This window comes from Limnochorda sp., from assembly GCF_047459355.1.
Taxonomy (GTDB): Bacteria; Bacillota; Limnochordia; order Limnochordales; family Limnochordaceae; genus Limnochorda.
Map to the genome: position 1 here is coordinate 188,247 of NZ_VSCV01000001.1, position 22,870 is coordinate 211,116.

A 22,870-nucleotide genomic window follows, 5' to 3' on the forward strand; every position below is an offset into this window, starting at 1 on the left:
CCCCGGGCAGGCTCCCTGGGGTGGGCTCCGGCGGGGTCGGCCAGGGGGGAACGGCAGGTGGCGGTGGCGCCGCGCACACGGGCCGTGGTGCTGGGCTTGGCCCAGCAGCGGTGGGTGAGCCGGTTCATCACCCGGCATGGGCTCCGTCTGGGGGCCCGCCGCTTTGTGGCCGGAGAGCGCCTGGAGGATGGGCTGGCGGTGGTGGCCCGCCTCAACCGGGAAGGGATCGAGGCCACCCTCGATTACTTGGGAGAGTCCGTCCAGGAGGAGGCCCAGGCCCGGGCCGCGGCCCAGGTCTACCTCCAGGTTGTGGAGGCCATCGCGGAGAGGAACCTGAGGAGCCACATCTCCCTCAAGCCCTCCCAGCTGGGGCTGGACCTGGACCGTGAGCTGGCCCTGGAGCTGGTCGGGGCCATCGTGGCGCGGGCCGAGGCCCGGGGGACCTTCGTCCGCCTGGACATGGAGGACTCCAGCCGCACCCAGCGGACCCTAGATCTCTTCGCCGCCCTGCGGCAGCGCTGGGAGAACGTGGGGATCGTCATCCAGGCGGCCTTGCGCCGGAGCGAGGCCGATCTGGAGGCCCTGGCCCGCATGGGGGCCAACGTGCGCCTCTGCAAGGGGGCGTACTTGGAGCCCCCCGAGGTCGCCTTCCCGCGCAAGGAGGACGTGGACGCCAACTACACGAAGCTCCTCCGGGGGTATCTGGCGTCGGGCAACTACCTGGCCGTGGCCACCCACGACGATCGGATGATCGAGGCGGCCAAGAGGGCGGCCGCGGAGCTGGGCATCGGCCGGGACCGGTTCGAGTTCCAGATGCTCTACGGCATCCGCCCTCAAGCCCAGCGACGCCTGGTGGCCGAAGGGTACCGGGTCCGGGTCTACGTTCCCTTCGGAACCGAGTGGTACCCCTACTTCACGCGCCGTCTGGCGGAACGGCCGGCCAACCTGCTCTTCCTTCTGGCCAACCTTGTCCGCCGGTGACGGCCCGTCGGCCAGCGGGCCAGCGCCCGTCAGGAGGTGCCGCCATGAAGGGCGCCGAAGCCCTGATCCCTCTCTTCCCCTTGCGGAAGGTCCTCTTCCCCAAAGGCGGGCTCACCCTCGGGGTCTTCGAGCCCCGGTACCGGGCCATGCTGCGGGATCTGGAGGCGGCGGGGGGCCCCTGGCGGTTCGGCATCGTGCTCATCCAGCGGGGCCGGGAGGTGGGCACCGAGGCGGACCTGCACAGGGTCGGCACCCTGGCCCAGGTGGAACGGCGCCGGGTGGAGGGCGGCATGACCTTCCTCACCATCCGGGGCCTGCGGCGCTTCCAGATCGCGGCCCGGGAGCCGGGCAAGCCGTACCCCCGGGCCTGGGTCACCTTCCTCCCCGAGGAGGATGGGGACCCGCGCCTCTGCGCCGAGCTGGCCAGCCAGGTTCAGGCTTCCTTCCGGGCCTACCTGCGGCACATCCAGCCCCGGGGCTGGCGGCGGGTGATCCCCTCGGAGCCCAGCGATCTGGCCTACCTGGTGGCCCAGGCCCTCCAGTGCCCCCTCTCGGAGAAGCAGGCCTTGCTGGAGGCCCCCACCACCCAGGCCCGGTTGGAACTGGAGGCGGCACTCCTCCGGCGGGAGCGCCGCTTCCTCCTCCGGTACGGTCAGGGAAGCTCGGCCGAGCGGTGGGGCCCCTTTGCCGTCAACTGACAGGCGTTCAGCCGCCGAGGCGGCCGCCCGGCTGCAGCTCGGCCACCTCCAGCCCGTCCACGTCCTTGGCCGCCTCCCGGAGGGCCTGGGGCGTCCCAGTCAGCACGGGGAAGGTGCCCCAGTGGAGGGGGACCACCTTCTTCACCCCCAGGAGCCGGATGGCGTGCGCCGCCTCCCGGGGGCCCATGGTGTAGTGGTCACCGATGGGCAGGCAGGCCACGTCCGGCTGGTAGAGCTCGCCGATGAGGCGCATGTCCCCGAAGAGGGCCGTGTCGCCCGAGTGGTAGAGGCGGAAGCCGTTCTCCAGCTCCACCACGTACCCGACGGCCTCGCCCCCGTAGAGGATCTGATCCCCCTCCTGGATGCCGCAGCTGTGGTCGGCGTGGACCATGGTCACCTTGATGCCGTCCACGTTGACGGTGCCGCCCTTGTTCATGTCGATCACCCGCTGGACGCCTTTGGCGCGAAGCCAGTGCGCGATCTCGAAGATGGCCACCGTCTGGGCGCCGCTCGAGTGGGCCAGGGGGATGGCGTCCTGGATGTGGTCGTTGTGGGCGTGGGTGACCAGGATCAGGTCCAGGCGGCCCACATCCTTCAGCTCTTCCGGGCAGGCCGGGTTGTTCTGGACCCAGGGGTCGATGAGGATCCGCTTGCCGCTGGGACTCTCAAGCAGGACCGTGCCGTGGCCCAGCCAGGTGAGGGCCACACCTTGGGGCAGGTTCACGTGGAGACGCTCCTTTCTCTCGTGTGGTCGTCTGGGAAGGAGCCTCCCCGCGGCTGGTGGAGGTATGGCGGGGCGGCAGGCCTACTCGATCTTACTCGCCCTTGGTGGCGAATCCTTCCAGCGGGCCAGCACCCCCAAGGCGTCCTGCCGGCCCCGCTCCATGGCCGCCTGCAGGGCCTCCCGCTGGCGGAAGCCGAAGGTGCCCGGCGGCTCCAGGGCCTCCCGGGGCCCGATCTCCACCAGCTGGACGTACCGCCGGTGGGGCTCCAGGCCCCCGCCCCGGAGGAGCTCCAGGAGGCGCTGGCGGAACCCCCGGGGCAGGTTGGGGTAGGCTTCCAGGAGGGCGAGGAGCTCGTTGGTCTCCACCGCCCGGCGGAGGTCCCGGTACATCCGCTCTTCCAGGAGGAGGCTGAGGATCCGCTGGGCCACCTCCACCGCTCCGTTGAAGGCGTCGGGGCCCGAGGGGACGGCCGGCCCCTCCTTGGGCCGCAGGGAGATGACCACCACCGTGGCCGCCCCCCGCCGGAGGACGTGGGCCAGGGGCGTGTTGTCCAGGAGCCCCCCGTCCACCAAGGGGGCCCCCTGGAGGTAGCGGCTGGGGAAGAGGATGGGGTAGGAGAGGGAGGCGAGGAGGGCCTCCCGCACGGGGACCGGCGAGCGCTCGTCGAAGACCTTGACCCGGCCCGTCTCCAAGTTGGAGGCAGTGACGAGGAGGCGGGTCCGGCGGTAGTCGGCGAAGGCGCGTCCCGGGGGCAGGAAACGATCGACGGCGGCCCGAAGGAAGCCGTCGGTGTAGACCGAGGGAATCTCTCCCAAGGTCCGCCAGCGGGGCCCGTGCCGGAGGAAGGCGTGGAGGGCGCCCCGCCAGTTGAGGTGCAGGCGGGGGCTCTCGGCGAGCCACGCCGCCGCCTGCTCCCGCACGAAGGCCAGGGGGTCGCCTTGCTTCACCCCCTCGGCCAGCATGGCCGCGACCAGGGCCCCGACGGAGGAGCCGCAGACCAGGTCGGGTGGGGGCAACCGCTCGAGCAGGACCTCCACCGCGCCCACCGCGTACGCGCCTTTGGCGCCACCGCCGCTCAGAACCAGGGCCAGCGGCCGCCGAATCACCGGCTCTCCCTCCTGGGCGGGAGGGGCTGGAGGAAGACTCTGGCAGGAGCATACCATGGCAGACGGCTCGGGACAAGGCGTCCGGGCCGAGCGGAGGCGAGGGTGTTGGCGTTCAAGCTGGACGAGGCATACCAATTCACCATGGAGTTGGCCCGGGAGGCGGGGGCCATCCTCCGGGAACGGTTCGGAACGGCCCTCACCGTCGAGCAGAAAGGGCCGGCCGATCTGGTCACCGAGGCCGACCGCCTCTCGGAGGCACATATACTCCGCCGGATTCGGGAGCGCTACCCGGACCACGACATCCTCGCGGAGGAGTCGGGCCTCCAAGCCCGGTCGGGAGCCTTCCGTTGGATCATCGACCCGCTGGACGGGACCACCAACTTCGCCCGCAGCCTTCCCCTGTTCGGCGTCTCCATCGCTTTGGAGGTGGAGGGGGAGCTGGCCCTGGGGGCCATCTACGATCCGATGGGGGAGGAGCTCTTCAGCGCGGTGAAGGGCCGAGGGGCCTGGCTCAACGGCGAGCCCATCCGGGTGTCGACGGTGGAGCGCCTGGAGGACGGCCTCTTTGCCATGGCCTTTCCCTCCGCCCTGCGGCGGACGCCCATGGCCCAGAAGAGCCTGGCCCAGTTCGCGGTCTTCTCCCAGCGGAGCCTGGGGGTGCGGCGGCTGGGGACGGCCGTCTTGGAACTGGCCTACGTGGCCGCCGGCCGCCTGGACGGCTACTGGGGGCTGGAGCTCAACGCCTGGGACATGGCGGCGGGGGTGCTGGTGGTCCAGGAGGCGGGCGGCCAGGTGAGCGGGCTGGACGGGAGCCCCTTCCGGCTTGACGGGCGCCAGATCCTGGCCAGCAACGGGCGGCTGCACCCGACCATGGTCCACAGGCTGGCCGAGGCCGGCGCCAGGGATGGCGCCGCGCTGCCGGGCCAGGAGGAGGGCCGCCCGTGAGCGGGTCCGGGCGCGGGGTGGGGGCCTCGCCCCGCCCCGGCCGGCCGGTGGCCGTCGTCACCGGGGCGTCGGGGACCATCGGCGGGGCCATCGCCCGCCGCCTGGCCCGGGAGGGCTACGATCTGGTGGTGGGCGCCTTCCGGAACGGGGCGGCGTTGGAGGGCCTGGCGGCCGAGGCGGCCCGGTGGGGGGCCCGGACCCGCCCCTTCATCGGGGATCTGGCCGACCCGGAGGCGAGCCGCTCCCTGGTGGGCGAGGCCTTGGGCGGTTTCGGCCGGGTGGACGTCCTGGTCCACGCGGCGGGGGACGCCCTCTACGCCCCCCTCCTGGACACGGAGGTGGAGGCGTGGGACCGGCTCATGGCCGTCCACCTGCGGGCCGCCTACCTTCTGGCCCGGCGGGCCCTGCCCGCCATGCTGGAGGCGGGCTGGGGCCGGATCGTCTTCATCAGCTCGGTGTGGGGCTTGCGGGGAGCGGCCGGCGAGGTGGCCTACTCCGCGGCCAAGGCGGGCCTGGTGGGGCTCACCCGGGCCTTGGGCCAGGAGGTGGCCCGCTCCGGCGTCACCGTCAACGCCGTCGCCCCCGGCTTCATTCAGACCGCCCAGACAGCCCACCTGAGTCCTGAGGAGGTGGCCGCCCTGGAGGAGGCTATCCCCATGGGGCGGGCGGGCCGCCCCGAGGAGGTGGCGGCCACCGTCGCCTTCCTCGTCTCCCCCGAGGCCGCCTACCTGACGGGTCAGGTGATCGCCCCGGCGGGCGGCTGGGACCTGGCTTAGGCCGCCGCCCGGGGGTCGAACCGCTTGAGCAGGACCGAGTTGGTCACCACCGAGACGGAGCTGAAGGCCATGGCCGCCCCGGCCAGGATGGGGCTGAGGAAGCCCAGGGCCGCCAGGGGGATCCCCAGGGAGTTGTAGATCAGGGCCCAGAAGAGGTTCTGGCGGATCTTCCGCATGGTCTGGCGGCTCAGCCGGATGGCGGCCGCGATCCCCATGAGATCGCCGCTCATCAGGGTGATGTCCGCCGTCTCCAGGGCCACGTCCGTTCCCGTGCCGACGGCGATCCCGACGTCGGCCGCGGCCAGCGCGGGCGCATCGTTGATGCCGTCGCCCACCATGGCCACCCGGAGCCCCCGGGCCTTCAACGCCTGAACTTGGCTCGCCTTCTGGTCGGGCAGGACCTCCGCCAGGACATGATCGGGTTCAATGCCCACCTGGGCGGCAATGGATCGGGCGGTCCGGACGTTGTCGCCGGTGAGCATCCAGATCTCCAGGCCCATGGCCCGCAGGGCGCCGATGGCCTGGGCCGCCCCCGGCTTCACCTGGTCGGCGACGGCCACCAGGCCGGCCGCCTGACCGTCGACGGCGACCAGCATCGCGGTCTGTCCCGCCGCCTCCAGGGCCTCCTGGGCCTGGTGGAGGGCGGCGGTTGCGATGCCGGCCTCCGCCATCAGCCGCTGGGTCCCCACCAGCACCTGGCGGCCTTCCACCCGGGCCCGGACGCCCCGCCCGGGAAGGGCCTCGAAGGCCTCCGGCTCGGCGAGAGGAAGCTGGCGGGCCTCCGCCCCGGCCAGGATGGCCGACGCCAGAGGATGCTCGGACCGCCGTTCGGCCGAGGCGACCACCCGCAGGAGCTCCTCCTCCGTCCACCCGGGCAGGGGGACCACCTGGGTGAGGTGGGGTTCGCCGGTGGTGATGGTCCCCGTCTTGTCCAGCACGATCGCATCCAGCCGGTGGGCCGCCTCCAGGTGCTCGCCCCCCTTGAAGAGGATGCCGTGCTCCGCGCCCAGGCCCGTCCCCACCATGATGGCCGTGGGGGTGGCCAGGCCCAGCGCACAGGGGCAGGAGATGACCAGGACGGCCGTCATGGCCAGGATGGAGGCGGTCAGGTCGCCGGTGGTGAGGTACCAGCCGGCGAAGGCGAGGAGGCTCAAGCCCACCACCGCGGGCACGAAGACCTGGGAGACCCGATCGGCCAGGCGCTGGATGGGCGCCTTGGAGGCCTGGGCCTCCTCCACGATCCGGATGATCTGGGCCAGGGTGGTGCCCGCGCCCACCCGGGTCGCCTCGAAGGTGAAGCTCCCCTGCTTGTTGATGGTCCCCCCCACCACCTCATCGCCGGGACCCTTGTCCACCGGGAGGCTCTCGCCCGTCAGCATGGATTCGTCCACGGACGAGTGGCCCTCCACCACCCGGCCGTCCACGGGAACCCGCTCGCCGGGCCGGACCACCACCCGGTCGCCCACCTGGACCTGATCGATGGGGAGCTCGAGGGTCTCACCGTCGCGGATCACCCGGGCCGTCCGGGGCTGAAGCCCCATCAGCTTCCGGATGGCCTCGGAGGTCTGGCCCTTGGCCCGGGCCTCCAGGAGCTTGCCCAGGAGAACCAAGGTGATCAGCACCGCGCTGGTCTCAAAGTAGTAGCCGGGGATGCCCAGCTCCGGCCAGAGGAGGGCGGCCAGGCTGTAGCCATAGGCGGCGGAGGTGCCCAGGGCGACCAGGACTGACATGTTGGCGTTCCGGCCCCGCAGGTTGACGTACGCATCCTTGTAAAACTGCCAGCCGGCGCCGAACTGGACGGGGGTGGCCAGGAGGAACTGGACCCACCCGTTGTTCAGGAGCTGGCTGAGCCCGCCCCCGACGCCGGCCATGTGGAGGATCATGCCGAGGAGGAGGGGCGCGGAGAAGAGGGCCGCCAGGCCAAAAGCCCGCTGCTGGCGGCGGATTTCCTGCTCCCGGGCGGCCTTCTCAGCATCGGAGGCCTCAGGGGCCCCGTCGGCCAGGGGGTAGGCCTGGTAGCCGGCCGCCTCCACAGCCTTCCGGAGGTCGTCCACCCCCAGCTGGGTCGGATCGAAGGTGACCGTCGCCTGCTCCGTGGCCAGATTGACCGTCGCGGTGATGACGCCGGGCAGCCGGGCCAGAGCCCGCTCCACCCGGGCCGAGCAGTTGGCGCAGGTCATGCCGACGATGCCCAGGCGGGCCCGGGCGCCCTGGTCCACCGCCTGACTGGACGCTGCCATGGCTCAGCCACTCCCTTAGCGCATAGATACCCTACATGGGTACCCCATCTACACTCCCAGTCTAAAAAAGGTGAGGACGCCTGTCAAGCACGGCCGATCGGTCACCGGGAGCCTTTGGCCCGCCAACGGGAGCCGACGCCTTGACCCTTGGCCCACCCCGACATATACTGCTCCAAAAGGTCAAGGAAGGTCAGGAGGGTGGGGCCATGGAGCGGGACGGAGAACTTCTGGATGCTTACTCCCAAGCGGTGATCCACGCCACCGAGGTGGCCGGGCCGGCCGTGGTCCAGGTGCGGACCCGGCAGGCGCCGTCGGCCTTCTTCGGGCTGATGCCGCCCCGCCAGGGTCTGGGTTCCGGGGTGGTCATTGATGGAGCCCGGGGGCGGATCATCACCAACAGCCACGTGGTGGCCGGTTCCGAAGGGGTGGAGGTGGGCCTGCAGGACGGGCGGCGGGGCCGGGCCCGGGTGATCGCCTCCGATCCTGCCCGGGACCTGGCCCTCTTGGAGACGGACCTCCGTCCCCTCCAGGCGGCGGAGCTCAGCCCCCACCCGCCCCGGGTCGGCCAGCTGGTGGTGGCCATCGGCAATCCCTTGGGCTTGGAGTCGACGGTGACTGCCGGCGTGATCTCAGCCATCGGGCGGGCTCTGGTCTCCCCCCTGGGGGAGATGACGGACCTGATCCAGACCGACGCCTCCATCAACCCGGGCAACAGCGGTGGGCCCCTGGTGGACGGGGCCGGACGGGTGGTGGGCATCAACACGGCGGTCATCTCCGGGGCCCAGGGCATCGGTTTCGCCATCCCGGCCGAGGCGGTCCGCCGCTTCCTCGCCGAAGTGGACGGGAGCGAGGTCCGGCCCTTGGGCCAGCGGGACCGGCTCTACCTGGGCCTGAGCGGCATCCCCCAGATGCTGGAGGACGGCCGCATGGGCCTGCTCGTCCTGGAGGTCTTCCCGGGCTCCCCGGCGGCCGCCGGGGGCCTGCAGCCCTTGGACGTCATCCTCTCCGTCAACGGCCAGCCTGTGGCCAGCCCTGACGAGATCCGGGCCGCCCTCCGGCGGGCAGGACGCCGTCCCGTCTGGGTGGAAGCTTTGCGACAGGGGAGAAGGTTAAGGGTGCGGATCACGCCCGCGATCGTGCGGGGGCCGGCATGAGGCCTGAGGAGGATGGCATGGCGGCGAAGAGCCGGTTCTTCATGGATCCCGTCCACGGCTTCATCGTGCTGTCGGACGAGCTGATGCTCCAGCTGGTGGACACCGCCGAGTTTCAGCGGCTGCGCCGGATCCGGCAGTTGGGGGCCTCCTTCGGCACCTACCACGGGGCGGAGCATACCCGCTTCGGCCACTCCCTGGGTGCGCTCCACCTCCTGGAGCGGGCCCTGGCCTCCCTCGCCCAGCAAGGGGTCCGGCTGGCGCCTGACGAGGCCCGGCTCCTGCGGGCCGCGGTCCTCCTTCACGATGTGGGGCACGGCCCCTTCTCCCACGCGCTGGAAGGGCTGATCACGCCCGGGCTCTCCCATGAGCGGTGGGGGGCAGCCATCATCACCTGGCCCGGCAGCCAGGTCCATCAGGTTCTGGCCGCGTGGGATCCCCAGCTCCCCCACCAGGTGGCCAGCCTCCTTTTGGGGCAGGACGCCGCCTTGCCGCCCTGGGCCCGGGCCCTGCTCAGCAGCCAGTTGGACGTAGACCGGATGGACTACCTCCTCCGGGATGCCCACTTCACCGGCAGCCGCTACGGGCTCTTCGACCTGGACCAGCTCATCCGGCTCCTCCAGGTGCAGGACGGCGAGCTGGTCATCGGTCCCGACGGGCGGGAGGCGGTGGAGGAGTACGTCCTCGGCCGGTTCTTTATGTACCGCCGGGTGTATCTCCACCGGACCACCCGGGGCCACGAGCTCCTGCTCCACCAGGCCTGGCGGCGGGCCCGGGAGCTGGCGGCGGCCGGCCGGGGGGAGCCCAGCCGGTTGGCCTTCTGGCTGGCGTGGGAACCCGGCCGGGAGCCGGACGCTGAGGCGATCCGAGCCTACCTGAACCTGGACGACAGCGACCTCTGGTATGCGCTCAAGGGGTGGCGGGCCGATCCCGACCCAATCCTGGCCGATCTGGCGGGCCGGTTTCTGGACCGGCGCCTCCTCAAGCCCCTCTTCCGGGAGCCGGTGCCCCACCTGCCCGCAGGGTTTTTGGAGGCCGCCTCCGAACGGGTACGCCAGTCGGGGTGGGATCCGGCCCACTACCTGGTGGTCGACCGGGTGCAGAGCATCGCCTACGATCCCTACGGCCCGCAGCCGGGCCGGGCGCCCATCACCGTCGCCGGGCCCGAGGGCCCCGTGGAGCTGAGTCAGCTCTCCACCCTGGTCGCCGCCGCGGCCGAGCTGGCCAGGCCGGCCTTCCAGGTCTACGTGCCAGCGGAGGTGCGGCCGGAGCTCCAAGCCCTGATGAGGGATCTCGGGGAAGCGGAGGGGCAACGAGGGTGAACTCGGCATTGACCCAAGGGACCACCGGGCCTGCGGCCGTCTGCCTGGGTGAGCTGCTCATCGACATGGTGCCGGAGCCGGCGGGCGTTCCCCTGGAGGAGGTGGCCGCCTTCCGGCCCGCGGTGGGCGGCGCGCCGGCCAACGTGGCCGTCGGCTTGGCCCGGCTGGGCCATCCCAGCCGATTCGTGGGGAAGGTGGGGGAGGATGGGTTCGGCCGGCGGGCCATCCAGGTGCTGGCCGAGGCCGGCGTCCAGGTGGACCAGATCCGCACCACGGCCCAGGCCCGCACGCCCCTGGCCTTTGTCAGCCTCAGCCCCACGGGGGAGCGGGAGTTCCTCTTCTACCGGGAGCCGGGCGCCGACAGCCTGCTCACGGGGGAGGAGCTGGACCGGGCCAGCCTGGAGCGGGCCCCCATCTTCCACCTCGGTTCCATCAGCCTCATCCACGAGCCCTCCCGGACGGCCACCCTCACCGCGTTGCGGTGGGCCCACGAGGGGGGCGCGCTCATCTCCTACGACCCCAATCTTCGGGCGCCTCTCTGGCCCAGCCTCGCCGAGGCCCACCGGCGCCTGCGGGAGCCCTTGGACCGGACCCACATCCTCAAGGCGAGCATCGAGGAGCTGGCCTTCCTGGTGGCGCCAGCCCCTGACGGGGCGATCCTCGCCCGGCCTCTGGAGCCCTCCGACGGGGAGGCGGCTTCGGCCCAGCTGATGGAGGCGTATCCCAACCTGGTGGCGGTGGTGGTCACCTTCGGGGGGCGGGGCGCCGCGGTGCGGACCCGGTGGGGCTGGAGCTTCGTGCCGCCCTTCCGGGTGCCGGTGCGGGACACCACCGGCGCGGGGGATGGGCTGGTGGCCGGCCTGCTCCACTGGATCTGGCGGGTGGCCCGGCGGGAAGGTCGCTCGCCCCGGGAGATGGCAGCCGCCTTGGACCGGGATCGGTGGTACGGCGCGGTCCGCTTCGGTCAAGGGGTGAGCGCGGTGACCATCACTCGTCTGGGGGTCATCCCGGCCCTGCCCACCTTGCAGGAGCTGGCCGCCTTCCTCGCGGCCCAAGGCGAAATGGAGCTCCTCTGATGGGGAGCTCCTACAGGACGATCTTCAGGACCAAGCCGGCCAGGGCCAGCACGCCCAAGCCGATGAGGAAGTACCGCCAGTTGATCTGATCGGTCATGGCTCCATCTCCTCCCAGAAGGCCTGCCAGCGGTCGAGGGCTTCGGCCAGCCGTTCAGTGGACGCGGCGTAGGAGAGGCGCAGGTACCCTTCGGTCCCGAAGGCGGTGCCCGGGACGGTGGCCGTCGCCGCCCCTTCCAGCAAGAGCTCGGCCAGCTGCTGGCTGCTCTGGATCACCTGGCCCCGCCACGTCCGGCCGAAGAGGCCCGAGACCTTAGGGAAAAGATAGAAGGCGCCCTGGGGCGTCGGGCAGCTGAGGCCAGGCAGCCGGCGCAGTCCCGCCAGCAGCAGGTCCCGCCGCTCCCGGAAGGTGCGGACCATCGTCTCGACACTGGCCTGGGAACCCTGGAGGGCCTCGATGGCGGCTACCTGGGCGAAGGTGGTGGCGTTGGAGGTGGCGTGGCTCTGGAGGGTGGTCATGGCGGCCACCAGGGGCTGAGGCCCTGCCGCGTAGCCCAACCGCCAGCCCGTCATGGCGTAGGCCTTGGAAAAGCCGTTGATCACCACCGCCCGCTCCTGGAGCTCAGGCTTGAGGCGGAGGAGGCTCTCGTTCCGGGCGCCGTCGTAGACGAAGGGCTCGTAGATCTCATCGGAGATGACCCAGCAGCCGGGGGCCTCCGCCAGGACCTCCCCCAGGGCGGCCAGCTCCTCGGGGGTGTAGACGGCCCCCGTGGGGTTGTGGGGCGAGTTGAGGATGAGCACCCGGGCCCCCTGAACGGCCTCGGACAGCACCTCGGGGCGGAGCTTGAAGCCGTCTTCCTCCCGGGTGGGGAGGATGACGGGCTCCGCATCGACCAAGCTCGCTTGATCGGCGTAGCTCACCCAGTAGGGGGCGGGGATGAGCACCCGATCGCCTGGGTTGCAGAGGGCTTGCAGGGCCAGGAAGATGGCGTGCTTGGCTCCAACGGTGACCAGCACGTTCTCGGCCCTGTAGGGGAGGCCGTTGACCCGGGCCAGCTTCTCCGCGATGGCCTCCCGCAGCTCGGGCAGGCCGGCGGCCGGGGTGTACTTGGTCCGGCCCGCGGCCAGAGCCCGGACCGCCGCCTCTTTGATGGCTTCGGGGGTGTCGGCGTCCGGCTCGCCCACGCTCAGGTCGATCACATCCACACCCCGGGCTTTCAACACCCGGGCCCGGGCCCCCATGGCCAGGGTGGGGGAGGGTTGGATCCGGTCGAGGCGGCGAGCCAGTTCCACCGTGGATGCTCCTTTCGTCCGGCTGACCCCAGGCCCGGCGGCTTCTCCTGCACAGGCCCGTCGCCGGGCTCGATCCCGAGGGCAGGCTTAGAATCGGATGGAAAGCTCGGCGCGGACTCGGGCGGAGGCGAGATCCAGCTGGGTCAGTCCGGCGGCCAGGTCGATCTGGACCGCGCCCACATGGAACCCGGCGCCGACGGTGGTCATGATGGTCCGCCCGGGATCCAGCTGCTGGCCGGCCCGCAGGACCACCGACCCCTGCTTGTTGGCAGCCCATTCGCCCCCGTAGCTCAGAGTTCCTTCCGTGGACAGGTCGGCTCTGAGGGCGACGGGCCACCCTTCCGGGTGGTAGGCCAGGCCGATCCGGCTCTCGGCCGGATCCAGCTCCTCCGGCCGCTCCAGGCTGGACCAGACCCGCCGCAGGACCGCCCCGATGCGGAGCTCGGGGGTGGGCTCCGCGAGCACTCCTAGGTCCAGAACCTCTCCCTGGCGGCCTTCCACCAAGGTCTGGGAAACGGTGACGTACTCCCGCTCCGTTAGCCGGCGCAAGGTGAGGCCCACCGCCAGGCGCCGCCACCCCACCGGCGGTTCCACCGCCTGGCCGCCGCCAATGGCCCACCAGTCGAGCCCGCGCACGTTGGCCGGCTGCGGGCCGCCCGGCTGGGTCTCGGCTTGGAAGGCGGCGCCCAGGGCTACCTGGCCGATGCGGATGCCGGCGAAGGTCTCGATGGTCGCCTCATGGGTCTGGGGCGCGCCCGCTTCGAACTGCTCCAGGACGTCCCGGAGCCGGGCCCAGCCCAGCCCCCCCAACCCCACGGAGATCTCGTTGGCGGGAACGGCCAAACCGGCGGGATTCCAGTAGAGGGCATGGAAACCTTCGGCCGCCGCGGTGTAGGCGTTGCCCATCCCCAGGGCCCGGGCGGTGATGGCGGCTGGCTCCGCGGCCGCCCGGGACCAAGGGAGGAGGCCGATCACCAAAAGGATGATGCTCAGGAAGCGAAGGTGTGGTGCTGATTCGGCTCCGAACCGGCGGGCGGCGTGCCGTGCGGCCGGTGTGGCGACTGGTGCTGCCAAGACGGTTGCTCCCCCTGTCCCGACCCCGCCGCCCATTCTACCAACCCCGCCAGAGGCGGACAAGACAGGCTCCCCCACAGCTCAGGGCCCTGACGAGCCCTCCAGCCGGTGCTCGAAGAGGGTGAAGGCGGCCAGGGTCTTGGCATCCCGGACCTCGCCCCGGCGGATCATGGCCCGGAAGGTGTCCAGGGAGACCCACTCGACGGCGTCGATCACCTCGCCGGGATCCCGGCGGGTTTGGCCCGGGGTGAGGGAGCGAGCCAGGAAGAAGGACATCAGCTCGGTGCTGTAGCCTGGTGCCAGGAAGAGCTCCCCCAACGGTTCCAGTTCGCCGGCCACCACGCCCGCCTCCTCCTCTAGCTCGCGCCGGGCGCAGACGTCGGGCGGCTCGCCTGGTTCCAGGGTGCCGGCGGGGATCTCCCAGAGGGGCTGGTTGGCCCCCGGCCGGAACTGGCGGATCAGGCAGAGGCGGTCGTCCTGCACGGCCAGGATGCCTACCGCGCCCGGGTGCTCGAGAACGGTGTAGGTCCGGGTCTGGCCGTCCACGGTGAAGGTCCGCTCTTCCAAGTGGAAGGGCGCGCTCATAGGTCCTCCTCCTTCGACGCTGAGGTGGCCGGAGGCCCCGAGAGCCGCGAGGGCCGGAGGGTCTTGGTCTCCGGTGGGGAATCTGGACTCTGGATGCTCCGGCGTCCATCCCGAGTCTATCACGCTGCCACTTCCGGCAGGGGAGGAGAAACGGTGTCGCAAAGAACTGTTTCCATCTTGGTCTACGCCCCGGCCTCGGCGCCTCTTTACCGGACCTTTCCTGAGGAGCTCTTCCGCCAGCGTCAGGCGGAGCTGGGGGTCCGAATCACCCTGGCCCGCAGTTACGACGAGGTCCGGGAGGCCATTGCCGAGGCCGACGTCTACTTCGGCTCCCGGCTCCAGCCCGAGGAGTTCCGCCGGGCCCGCCGCCTCCGGTGGATCCACGTGCCCTCGGCCGGGATCGAGAAGCTCCTCCACCCGGACCTGGTGGCAAGTGACTGCCTCCTGACCAACAGCCGCGGGTGCATGGCCGATGCCGTGGCCGACCACACCCTGGGCGCCATCATCTACTTCGCCCGGGGCTTCGACCTGGCGGTGGCGGGCCAGCAGGCCCGGCGGTGGGAGCCGGTGGCCCAACGGCGCATGCCCATGGAGCTGGCCGACCTCTCGGTGGGCCTGGTGGGCTTCGGTGAGATCGGGCGTGCCCTGGCCACCCGCTGTAAAGCCTTGGGGATGAGGGTCTTCGCCATGCGGCGGCAGAAGGGGGTCAACCCCTGCCCCGACCTGGTGGAAGCTATGTGGGGTCCCGACGATCTGGACCGGCTCATCGACGCGTCCACCTTTGTGGTGCTGGCGGTGCCCGTCGTCTCGGATACCCACCACCTGATCGGCGAGCGGGAGCTGAAGCGGATGGGGCCCGGGCGGTTCCTCATCAACGTGGGTCGGGGCCAGCTGGTGGATGAGGCGGCCCTCCTCCGGGCCCTCCGGGAAGGGTGGATCGGCGGGGCGGCCCTGGACGTCTTCGAGCAAGAGCCCTTGCCGCCCGAAAGCCCCCTCTGGGGCCAGCCCAACCTGCTCATCACCCCCCACATCGCGGGCCAGACCCCCCGCTACTGGGAGCGGGTGGTGCATCTCTTCTTCCGGAATCTGGAGCGCTTCCTGGCGGGGGAGCCTCTGGAGCGGCTGGTGGACAAGAAGCGGGGCTACTAGGCTGACTGGAGAGCGTCGGGGAAGACGGAGCGAGGAGGGACGTCCGTGCCCGAACTCAGGGAGGATCCATGGACGGGACGATGGGTGCTGATCGCGGCCGAGCGGAGCCAGCGCCCCCATGATGGGGGCTCCCGGGCCCATGCGGCCTGGACCCGGTCCAGCGCCCCACAAGCGGCAGGCCGCTCCTGCCCCTTCTGCCCGGGGCACGAAGAGAAGACACCGCCCGAGACCTTCCGGGCCGGCGCGGCCGACCTGGAGCGGCTGGAGGGTTCCGCCGACGTGGGCGCCGAACCGCCGGGCGAGGGCCCCTGGCAGGTCCGGGTGGTGCCCAACCTGTACCCCATGGTCCGCTCCGAGGTGGGGCCTGAGCCGCTGAGCTGGGGCGGCCGGGCCCGGGTGCCCGCCTTCGGCATGCACGAGGTGATCATCGAAACCCCGGAGCACCAGACGCCTTTCCAGCAGCTTTCTTTGGAGGACCGCCGCCTCATCCTGGCGGTCCTCCGGCAGCGGCTGGCCGCCCATTACCAGGACAAGCGCCTGGAACAGGTGATCCTCTTCAAGAACTGGGGGAAGGAAGCGGGGGCGTCCCTCGAGCACCCTCACGGCCAGCTGGTCGCCCTCCCCTGGGTGCCCCCGGCCATCCGGCGGGAGCTGGTCCGTTCCCGGGAGCACCACCGGGAGACGGGCCGGTGCCTCCTCTGCACCATCGTGGAAGAGGAGCTGGAGGACGGCAGCCGGGTGGTGGCCGCCGACGAGGCGATGGTCCTCCTGGCCCCCTTCGCCTCCGGCTCCCCTTACGAGGTCTGGCTGGTGCCCCGGCGGCACGGCGCCCGCTTCGAGGCGTCCAGCGAGGCGGAGCGGGAGGCCCTGGCCCGCTGGCTGGGCTGGCTCCTGGAGCGGGTGGAGGGGCTCCTGGGTCCCGTGGCCTACAACTGGGTCCTCCACACGGCCCCTCGGGTGGGGCGGGGCTTCCTGGAAGGGGAGGCGCTGGAGCAGGGGTACCACTGGCACCTGGAGTTCCGCCCCCGGGTGAGCACGCCGGCCGGCTTCGAGTGGGGCGCGGGGGTGGACGTCAACGTGGTCGCGCCCGAGCAGGCGGCCGCATGGCTCCGGGAGACGGCCAAGGAGGCAGGCATGGGCGCGCGTCCAGCCCCGCCCCCAGCGCGTTGACGCTCTGGGGGGCGCGTGCTAGGATGGTGGCGATCTGTGGACCTGTGCCGTGAAGCTCTTATCGAGAGTGGTGGAGGGACGGGCCCGATGAAACCCGGCAACCAGCCGCGCCTGTGCGGTCCGGTGCCAACTCCCGCAGGCCACCACCTGGCCTGGCAGATGAGGGCGACCCATGCCTCCTTTCCGGGCGCCGGAACGGAGGGTTTTTTCGTCCCCGAGCCAGCACGGCGCATCCAAGGAGGCAACGACGAACCCCATGGGTGAGAGCAGGCGTCGATTCTTCACCTCCGAGTCGGTGACGGAGGGTCATCCCGACAAGCTGTGCGACCAGGTTTCCGATGCCGTCCTCGATGCCATTCTGGCCCAGGATCCCGAGGCGCGCGTCGCCTGCGAGGTGAGCGTGACCACCGGGCTCCTGCTGGTGATGGGCGAGATCTCCACCTCCTGCTATGTGGATATTCCCACCATCGCCCGGGAGACGGTCCGCTCCATCGGCTACGACCGGGCCAAGTACGGTTTCGATGCCGAAACCTGTGCCGTTCTCAATTCTATTCAGGAACAGTCGCCCGATATCGCGGTGGGCGTGGGCCGCTCCCTGGAGGCCCGCCAGGCGAGCCACGACCCCTACGACGCCATCGGCGCCGGCGACCAGGGGATGATGTTTGGGTACGCGTGCGATGAGACGGAGGAGCTGATGCCCGCCCCCATCGCACTCGCCCACAGCCTGGCCCGGCGGCTGGCCCAGGTGCGCAAGGACGGCACCCTCCCTTACCTCCGGCCCGACGGCAAGACCCAGGTGACCGTCGAGTACGAGGACGACCGGCCGGTCCGGGTGGAGACCATCGTCGTCTCGGCCCAGCACAGCCCCGACATCTCCCAGAAGGAGCTGGCCGAGGACATCATCGAGCATGTGGTCCAGGCGGTGATCCCGGCCGATCTCATGGATGAGAAGACCAAGATCCTGGTCAACCCCACGGGGCGCTTTGTGGTGGGCGGGCCCCAGGGGGATACGGGGCTGACGGGCCGGAAGATCATCGTGGACACCTACGGCGGGATGGCCCGGCACGGCGGCGGCGCCTTCTCGGGCAAAGACCCCACCAAGGTGGACCGGTCCGCCTCCTACGCCGCCCGCTACGTGGCCAAGAACATGGTGGCCGCGGGTCTGGCCCGGCGCCTGGAGCTGTGGATCTCCTACGCCATCGGCGTGGCCCGGCCCCTGGCCATCGGCGTGGACAGCTTTGGCACGGGCACGCTGCCCGATGAAGAGCTGGCCCGGCTGGCCGCCCAGGTCTTCGACTTCCGGCCGGCGGCCATCATCGAGCGGCTCCAGCTCCGCCGGCCCATCTACCGCCAGGTCGCGGCGTACGGCCACTTCGGCCGGCCCGATCTGGACCTGCCCTGGGAGCGGCTGGACCTGGTGCCCGAGCTCCGCTGACCGGCCGGCGGCCGGCCCAGGTTCGAGGCGCGGGCGCTGGAGCGGGCGCCGGCCAGGCAGGCTGGGCTGGAGGTGACCTCATCCTGCGACGCGAAGCGGTCTTTCACCGTCCCGAGCCTCCCTGGGCCTACGCCGGTCCCAACCGGTCCTTGGTGGTGCGGGTGCGGGTGGGCCGGGGGGATGTGGAACGGGTCCGGATCGTCTACCGGGACCGGTACGCCCCGCCCAGCGCCAACCGGGTGGCCCCCATGGCGCGGGTGGGGCGGGACGAGCTCTTCGATTACTATGAGGCGGAGCTCACCCTGGACCCGCCCCGCTACCGGTACCTCTTCGCCTTGGAGGGTCCCGAGGGAACCCTTTGGTACGGCGAGGGAGGCCTGGCGCCCGACCCGCCCGAGGACGGGCCTTTCGAGGTGCCCTACCTCTTCGCCGAGGACCGGTTCCAGGTGCCCGACTGGTGGCAGGACGGGATCATCTACCAGGTGATGCCCGACCGGTTCTGGGGGCCCGCCCGGCCGCCGGCGGGGGAGGGGTGGCTCCGTTGGGATGAGCTCCCCAGCCAGAGCGGCCGCTATCCGGGGACCTTGCGGGGGATCCGCGAACGCCTCGACCACCTGGAGGAGCTGGGCGCGACCATCCTCTATTTGAACCCTATCTTCCTCTCCTCGGCGTATCATGGCTACGAGACGACGGACTACTACCAGGTCGACCCTCGCCTGGGGAGCTTGGAGGACCTGCAGGCGCTGGTCGAGGCCGCGCACCAACGGGGCATCCGGGTGATCCTCGACGGGGTCTTCAACCATACGGGGCCGGAGTTTTTCGCCTTCCAGGACCTCCTGGAGAAGGGGGCGGCCTCCCGCTACCGGGACTGGTTCTTCGTGCACCGCTTTCCCGTCCAGATGGAGCCTGAGCCCACCTACGAGACCTGGGCCTCGGTGGCCCGCATGCCCAAACTCCGGACCAGCCACCCCGAGGTCCAGCGGTACTTCACCGAGGTGGGTCGTTACTGGATCCGGGAGGCGGGCATCGACGGCTGGCGGCTGGACGTGGCCAACGAGGTGGACCTCCGGTTCTGGCAGGTCTTCCGGCAGGGGGTCTTGGAGGAGCGGCCCGATGCGGTCCTGCTGGGAGAGATCTGGCACGACCCCCTCCCCTGGCTGCGGGGGGATGCGTTCCACTCGGTCACCTTCTACCCCTTCTGGCGGGCGTGCCTGGATCTGTTCGCCCGCCGCCGGATCGGGGTGGACCGCTTCGACGCGCGGTTGACCCGGAGCCGCCTCTCCCTGCCCGAACCGGTCCACCAGGCGCTGGTCACCCTCTTGGGGAGCCACGATACGGCCCGGTTCGGGGAGCTGGCAGGCGATGGCACCAGCCACCGGCTGGCCGTCCTCTTCCAGATGACCTCTCCGGGCGTTCCCCTGGTGTATTATGGGGACGAAATCGGCCTGCGAGGGGGCGAGGACCCCGACAACCGGCGGCCCATGGTTTGGGACCGGAACCTTTGGGACCGGGAGCTTTGGGAGACGTACCGGAAGGCCATCCGCCTCCGGCGGGAGCGGCCCGCCCTCCGGCGGGGGCGGGTGGAGACCCTCTGGGTGGACGCCCCGACGGGCGGGTACGTCTACGGCCGGAGGCACCAGGGGGAGCGGCTGGCCGTCGCCGTCAACCTGGGGTATGAAGCCCTGGAGCTCGACGTGCCTTTGCCTCCGGGCTGGCTCGTCTCCCCGGAAGGCGAGGCGCCCGACCTGTTCGGGGGCCCTTCCTTCGTGGCCGAAGGCGGTCGCTTGCGGGGGCGGCTCGCCCCCCGAAGCGGCGCCGTCTTGGCGCTGCCGTAGACCACCGCAGGAGGGCAGGCAGATGGGACTAACACAGGACCTGGTGGTCATCCCCGTCTACAACGAGCGCGCCACCGTCCGCCAGGTGATCGAGGCCACCTTGGGCCTGACCCGGGCGGACGTTTTGGTGGTGGACGACGGTTCGACCGATGGCTCGGCCGAGCTGGTGGCCGGGCTGGTAGGACCGAGGGTGGCGCTCCTCCGCCACCGGACCAACCTGGGCTACGGGCGCACCCTCCGGGACGGCTTCCGGGTCGCCCTGGAGCGGGGGGCGTCCTACGTGGTCACCATTGATGCGGACACCCAGCACGAGCCTGCCTGGATTCCCCGCTTCCTGGAGAAGATCCGGGCGACGGGGGTGGATGTCCTGTCGGGTTCCCGGTACCTGGATCCGGCCTTGCGGGGGCGGGAGCCCATCCCGCCCGAGCGGCTGGCCATCAACCGGGAGGTGACCGGCTGGATCAACGCCCGCACCGGCCTCGCCCTCACCGACGCCTTCTGCGGCTTCAAAGCGTACCGGGTGGCCGCCCTGGCCGGCCTGGACCTGACCGAAGACGGCTACGCCTTTCCCTTGGAGTTTTGGGCCGAAGCCTGGCGGGTGGGGCTGACGGTGCTGGAGGAGCCCGTCCCGCCCGTCTACTCGCCCACCTTTGAGCGCCGGTTCCCCGGCCCCCTGGACGATCCCGAGGTCCGCCTGGCCTACTACCGGGAGGTGTGGGAGCGGTCCATCGGGAAGGCCGAGCGGCTGGGCCGGAAGCTCCCGCCGGCCCCTCCCTTGGGCAGGGAGGCCGCCTGCCCATGAGCCACTGTCAGCACCTTTGGCTGGAGGAATACCCCGACCAGGGCTTCACCCTTCCCGCCGGCCTGCGCCTGAAGGCCCGCTTCGACCAGCCGCCCGCCGGGCCGGGCCTGCTGGTGCAGCCGGCCGTCGCCCAGTGGCCCGCCCTGGCCCGGGCCAACCGGCGGTTGCTCCTGCAGGGGAAGGTCTCGATGGCGGGCCTGCCCCTGGTCCAGATCCGGCGCTGTTTGCGGGAGGAGCTGGCGCCCCTGCCGGTGCCTGTCCGTCTGGAGGAACCCCTCCTCCTGGCCACGGGCCACCAGCCAGTCCTCTACCATCCGGGGGTGTGGGTGAAGCTCTTCGCGGGCAGCCAGGCGGCCGAGGCCTCGGGCGGCCAGCTGGTCAACGTGGTGGTCGATTCGGACACGGAGGATCTGGCGGTGCCCGTCCCCGAGGTGGAGCCGGGGAGCGGCCGGGTCCGGCTGGCCCGGCTGGTGGTCCAGGGGACGGGGCCCGACCACGTCCCCTTGGAACGGCGTCCGGCCCCCGACCGCGCCGCCTGGCGGGCCTTCGTGGAGGAGGCCCGGGCCCGCGTGGCCCCCTTGCTGCCAGAGGCGGCGGTCCGGCTCGAGCGGCTCTCGGCGGTGGAACCGGACGCGGGTGAGTCGGTGGCCCGCTTCTTCTCCCGGGTGCGCCGGGCCTGGGAGGCGGGCGCGTCCCAGCCGGGACCCACCCAGTACCAGGAACTCCCCGTCTCCCGCCTGAGCCAGACCCTGGCCTTCCGGCTCTGGCTGATGGAGTGGGCCACCCAGGCGTCCCAGTGGCGGGAGGCGTACAACGAGGCCCTCCGCCAGTACCGGGAGCTGCACAAGCTCCGCTCCCGGGCCAACCCCTTCCCCGACCTGGAGGCGACGGACGAGGGTGTCGAGATCCCCTTCTGGTGCCTGGTGGACGAAGGCGGCGGGTGGGCCCGCCGGCCGGTGGTGGTGCGGCGGACGGGCGGGAGCCGGCTCGAGCTCCGAGCCCTCACCCCTTCCGGGACGGCCGAGACCCTGATCGAGGTGGCGGCCGACGATCCCCTGGAAGGGGCCCGTCAGCTGGGCCGGGCCCAGCTCCCCTTCCGGCCCAAGGCCATCCCCATGACCCTCTTCGTCCGGCTGGTGGTGGCGGACCTCTTCATCCACGGGACGGGCGGGGCCCGTTACGAGACCATCGGCGACTTCCTCATGGCCGCCCGCTGGCCTGAGGCCTTCGGCCGGGCGGTGCCCCGCTACGCGGTGGCCACCGCCACCCTTCCCCTGGCGGTGCCCGCCGCCCAAGAGCAGGCGGCCCGCCTGCCCCTGTTGGAGGGTTTGGTCCGGAGCCTGGAGCACAACCCCCAGCGGGTGGTGGCCGCCCTGCAGGAGGAGCTGCGGGAGGAGGCGGCCCAGGCGGGCCTGACCGTGGACGAGAGCCTCCACGCTCTGACGGCTCAGAAGGAGGCCCTGGTCCAGCAGATCCAGGCCGGGGGTGACAAGAAGGCCCTGGGCCAGGCGATCCGGGCCGTCAACGAGGAGCTGGCCCGGCGGCTGGAGCCGGCCCGGGCCTACCTGGTGAAGGAGCTGGAGGCGGCCCGCCTGGCCCAGGCGGTGGTGACGGAGCGGGGGTACCCCTTCTTCTTGTACGAACCGGCTCAGCTCTGGCAGCTGCTCGCCGGAGAGCCGACCCTGGAGGGCGGGTGATGGGCATGGAGACGTGGGTGGAGCTGTCCAACTATGGGGAGACCATCCGGGGGACGCTCCACCGGCCTGTGGGAGCCGGTCCCCACCCGGCGGTCCTCTTCCTCCACGGTCTGGGTGGGAACCGGATCGAGGCCAACCGCCTGTTCGTCCGGGCCGCCCGGATCCTCGCGAAGCAAGGCATCGCCGCCCTGCGGATCGACTTTCGCGGGGCGGGGGAATCGGACGGGGAGGCGGAGGCGCGGAGCGTGTCGGGCCACCTGTCCGACGCCCTGACGGCGTACCACTTTTTGGCCGAGGACGCCCAGCTTGACCGGCACCGTCTAGCCGTCCTGGGGTTCAGCCTGGGCGGGGCGGTGGCCGCCCTCCTGGCGGGCGAGCTGGCCGGCTCGGACCTGCCCGAGCCGGCCGCCCTGGTCCTCTGGGCGGCGGTCGCCGACCTGAAGGCGCTCGTCCTCCCCTGGCTGTCGCCCGAGCTCCGGGCCCAGCTGGAGGCGGGAGAGCCGGTTCCGTGGGGGGCGGAGCTCTTGGGGCCCGCCTTCTACCACGATGTGCTCCACTTGGAGCCAGTGGAGGCCTTCCGGCGGTATGGGGGCCCGGTCCTGGTGGTCCACGGCGAGGCCGATGAGACGGTGCCCCCGGCGCAGGCCCAGGCCTGGGGCCGGGCCCGGGAGGGTGTGGAGCTGGCCCTGCTCCCCGGGGCGGGCCACACCTTCGACAGCCTTGCCGCCAGCCGGGAGCTCCTGGAGCGGACGGCCTCGTGGCTGGTGCGCCAGCTGACCCCGACGACGGGGTGATCTTGGGCAGGAGAGAAGG

The 22,870-nt window shown here is 71.6% G+C and carries 20 protein-coding genes and 1 riboswitch; of the genes, 14 read left to right on the forward strand and 6 right to left on the reverse strand.

The features are described from left to right. Positions 1 to 57 precede the first annotated feature (57 nt). Positions 58 to 981 carry a proline dehydrogenase family protein gene (locus FWJ67_RS00925; RefSeq protein ID WP_414482120.1) on the forward strand — a complete coding sequence of 308 codons (924 nt, stop codon included), beginning with the start codon at positions 58 to 60 and terminating at the stop codon, positions 979 to 981. Between the two features lie 44 nt (positions 982 to 1,025). Continuing rightward, on the forward strand, positions 1,026 to 1,679 hold the full coding sequence (locus tag FWJ67_RS00930; protein ID WP_414482525.1) for an LON peptidase substrate-binding domain-containing protein: 654 nt from the start codon (positions 1,026 to 1,028) through the stop codon (positions 1,677 to 1,679). 7 nt (positions 1,680 to 1,686) lie between these two features. On the opposite strand, the gene FWJ67_RS00935 is transcribed toward FWJ67_RS00930, so the two are convergent. Together FWJ67_RS00935 and FWJ67_RS00940 are read right to left on the reverse strand one after the other, a co-directional pair. Continuing rightward, positions 1,687 to 2,403 (reverse strand): metal-dependent hydrolase, encoded by a 717-nt coding sequence (locus FWJ67_RS00935; protein ID WP_304172063.1) that lies wholly within the window; start codon positions 2,401 to 2,403, stop codon positions 1,687 to 1,689. Between the two features lie 81 nt (positions 2,404 to 2,484). Then, entirely contained in the window at positions 2,485 to 3,510 is a 1,026-nt protein-coding gene (locus FWJ67_RS00940) for a patatin-like phospholipase family protein (RefSeq protein WP_414482122.1), read from the reverse strand. A gap of 105 nt (positions 3,511 to 3,615) precedes the next feature. On the opposite strand from FWJ67_RS00940, the gene FWJ67_RS00945 reads away from it, so the two are divergent. After that, positions 3,616 to 4,455, forward strand: a complete 840-nt coding sequence (locus FWJ67_RS00945) for an inositol monophosphatase family protein (RefSeq protein WP_414482123.1) — start codon at positions 3,616 to 3,618, stop codon at positions 4,453 to 4,455. Beyond that, positions 4,452 to 5,231, forward strand: coding sequence for an elongation factor P 5-aminopentanone reductase (gene ymfI, locus FWJ67_RS00950; RefSeq protein WP_304172057.1), 780 nt, complete (start codon positions 4,452 to 4,454; stop codon positions 5,229 to 5,231). Before FWJ67_RS00945 ends, ymfI begins: the two co-directional genes overlap by 4 nt. Here ymfI and FWJ67_RS00955 read toward each other — a convergent pair. Beyond that, on the reverse strand, positions 5,228 to 7,471 hold the full coding sequence (locus tag FWJ67_RS00955; RefSeq protein ID WP_304172055.1) for a heavy metal translocating P-type ATPase: 2,244 nt from the start codon (positions 7,469 to 7,471) through the stop codon (positions 5,228 to 5,230). The genes ymfI and FWJ67_RS00955 overlap by 4 nt on opposite strands. A gap of 206 nt (positions 7,472 to 7,677) precedes the next feature. Here FWJ67_RS00955 and FWJ67_RS00960 point away from each other — a divergent pair, with 206 nt between their 5' ends. From FWJ67_RS00960 to FWJ67_RS00970, 3 genes are read left to right on the forward strand one after another with little or no spacing between them, the layout of a single operon-like run. Further along, on the forward strand, positions 7,678 to 8,625 hold the full coding sequence (locus tag FWJ67_RS00960) for a S1C family serine protease (protein ID WP_304172053.1): 948 nt from the start codon (positions 7,678 to 7,680) through the stop codon (positions 8,623 to 8,625). Positions 8,626 to 8,642: 17 nt separating this feature from the next. After that, the gene (locus tag FWJ67_RS00965; protein WP_304172051.1) at positions 8,643 to 9,944 is read left to right on the forward strand and encodes an HD domain-containing protein; all 1,302 of its coding nucleotides are present in this window, start codon (positions 8,643 to 8,645) and stop codon (positions 9,942 to 9,944) included. Continuing rightward, a complete protein-coding gene (locus FWJ67_RS00970; RefSeq protein ID WP_304172049.1) occupies positions 9,941 to 11,020 on the forward strand; it encodes a PfkB family carbohydrate kinase in 1,080 nt (359 codons plus the stop codon). Before FWJ67_RS00965 ends, FWJ67_RS00970 begins: the two co-directional genes overlap by 4 nt. Before the next feature lie 93 nt (positions 11,021 to 11,113). On the opposite strand, the gene FWJ67_RS00975 is transcribed toward FWJ67_RS00970, so the two are convergent. The 3 genes from FWJ67_RS00975 to FWJ67_RS00985 all read right to left on the reverse strand — a co-directional run bounded on the left by FWJ67_RS00975 (position 11,114) and on the right by FWJ67_RS00985 (position 13,969). Continuing rightward, complete coding sequence (locus FWJ67_RS00975; RefSeq protein WP_304172047.1) at positions 11,114 to 12,310, reverse strand: pyridoxal phosphate-dependent aminotransferase; 1,197 nt, start codon at positions 12,308 to 12,310, stop codon at positions 11,114 to 11,116. 87 nt (positions 12,311 to 12,397) lie between these two features. Next, positions 12,398 to 13,384: a hypothetical protein gene (locus tag FWJ67_RS00980; RefSeq protein WP_304172045.1), complete on the reverse strand. Its 987-nt coding sequence runs from the start codon at positions 13,382 to 13,384 to the stop codon at positions 12,398 to 12,400. A gap of 81 nt (positions 13,385 to 13,465) precedes the next feature. After that, positions 13,466 to 13,969: an NUDIX hydrolase gene (locus tag FWJ67_RS00985; RefSeq protein ID WP_304172043.1), complete on the reverse strand. Its 504-nt coding sequence runs from the start codon at positions 13,967 to 13,969 to the stop codon at positions 13,466 to 13,468. Between the two features lie 153 nt (positions 13,970 to 14,122). On the opposite strand from FWJ67_RS00985, the gene FWJ67_RS00990 reads away from it, so the two are divergent. The 7 genes from FWJ67_RS00990 (at position 14,123) to FWJ67_RS01020 (ending at position 22,851) form a co-directional block, all read left to right on the forward strand. Beyond that, positions 14,123 to 15,118 carry a D-2-hydroxyacid dehydrogenase gene (locus tag FWJ67_RS00990; protein ID WP_304172041.1) on the forward strand — a complete coding sequence of 332 codons (996 nt, stop codon included), beginning with the start codon at positions 14,123 to 14,125 and terminating at the stop codon, positions 15,116 to 15,118. A 45-nt stretch (positions 15,119 to 15,163) separates the two neighbouring features. Continuing rightward, complete coding sequence (locus tag FWJ67_RS00995) at positions 15,164 to 16,288, forward strand: DUF4931 domain-containing protein (RefSeq protein ID WP_304172038.1); 1,125 nt, start codon at positions 15,164 to 15,166, stop codon at positions 16,286 to 16,288. Positions 16,289 to 16,343: 55 nt separating this feature from the next. Next, positions 16,344 to 16,454, forward strand: a riboswitch (SAM riboswitch). A 90-nt stretch (positions 16,455 to 16,544) separates the two neighbouring features. Further along, positions 16,545 to 17,723, forward strand: coding sequence for a methionine adenosyltransferase (gene metK, locus FWJ67_RS01000; protein WP_304172036.1), 1,179 nt, complete (start codon positions 16,545 to 16,547; stop codon positions 17,721 to 17,723). Positions 17,724 to 17,806: 83 nt separating this feature from the next. Beyond that, a complete protein-coding gene (locus tag FWJ67_RS01005; RefSeq protein ID WP_304172194.1) occupies positions 17,807 to 19,558 on the forward strand; it encodes a glycoside hydrolase family 13 protein in 1,752 nt (583 codons plus the stop codon). A 22-nt stretch (positions 19,559 to 19,580) separates the two neighbouring features. Next, entirely contained in the window at positions 19,581 to 20,360 is a 780-nt protein-coding gene (locus FWJ67_RS01010; protein WP_414482526.1) for a glycosyltransferase family 2 protein, read from the forward strand. Continuing rightward, positions 20,357 to 22,057: a hypothetical protein gene (locus FWJ67_RS01015; protein ID WP_414482126.1), complete on the forward strand. Its 1,701-nt coding sequence runs from the start codon at positions 20,357 to 20,359 to the stop codon at positions 22,055 to 22,057. The genes FWJ67_RS01010 and FWJ67_RS01015 overlap by 4 nt, the downstream gene beginning before the upstream one ends. Then, positions 22,057 to 22,851 (forward strand): alpha/beta hydrolase family protein, encoded by a 795-nt coding sequence (locus FWJ67_RS01020; RefSeq protein WP_414482127.1) that lies wholly within the window; start codon positions 22,057 to 22,059, stop codon positions 22,849 to 22,851. The genes FWJ67_RS01015 and FWJ67_RS01020 overlap by 1 nt, the downstream gene beginning before the upstream one ends. The last annotated feature ends 19 nt before the right edge of the window (positions 22,852 to 22,870 follow it).

Excerpts from the sequence above, each read along its gene's own strand:
- FWJ67_RS00930 (WP_414482525.1), top strand. The coding sequence starts at position 1,026 with ATGAAGGGCGCCGAAGCCCTGATCCCTCTCTTCCCCTTGCGGAAGGTC.
- FWJ67_RS00955 (WP_304172055.1), bottom strand. The coding sequence starts at position 7,471 with ATGGCAGCGTCCAGTCAGGCGGTGGACCAGGGCGCCCGGGCCCGCCTG.
- FWJ67_RS00960 (WP_304172053.1), top strand. The coding sequence starts at position 7,678 with ATGGAGCGGGACGGAGAACTTCTGGATGCTTACTCCCAAGCGGTGATC.
- FWJ67_RS00965 (WP_304172051.1), top strand. The coding sequence starts at position 8,643 with ATGGCGGCGAAGAGCCGGTTCTTCATGGATCCCGTCCACGGCTTCATC.
- FWJ67_RS00985 (WP_304172043.1), bottom strand. The coding sequence starts at position 13,969 with ATGAGCGCGCCCTTCCACTTGGAAGAGCGGACCTTCACCGTGGACGGC.
- metK (WP_304172036.1), top strand. The coding sequence starts at position 16,545 with ATGGGTGAGAGCAGGCGTCGATTCTTCACCTCCGAGTCGGTGACGGAG.
- FWJ67_RS01010 (WP_414482526.1), top strand. The coding sequence starts at position 19,581 with ATGGGACTAACACAGGACCTGGTGGTCATCCCCGTCTACAACGAGCGC.
- FWJ67_RS01015 (WP_414482126.1), top strand. The coding sequence starts at position 20,357 with ATGAGCCACTGTCAGCACCTTTGGCTGGAGGAATACCCCGACCAGGGC.
- FWJ67_RS01020 (WP_414482127.1), top strand. The coding sequence starts at position 22,057 with ATGGGCATGGAGACGTGGGTGGAGCTGTCCAACTATGGGGAGACCATC.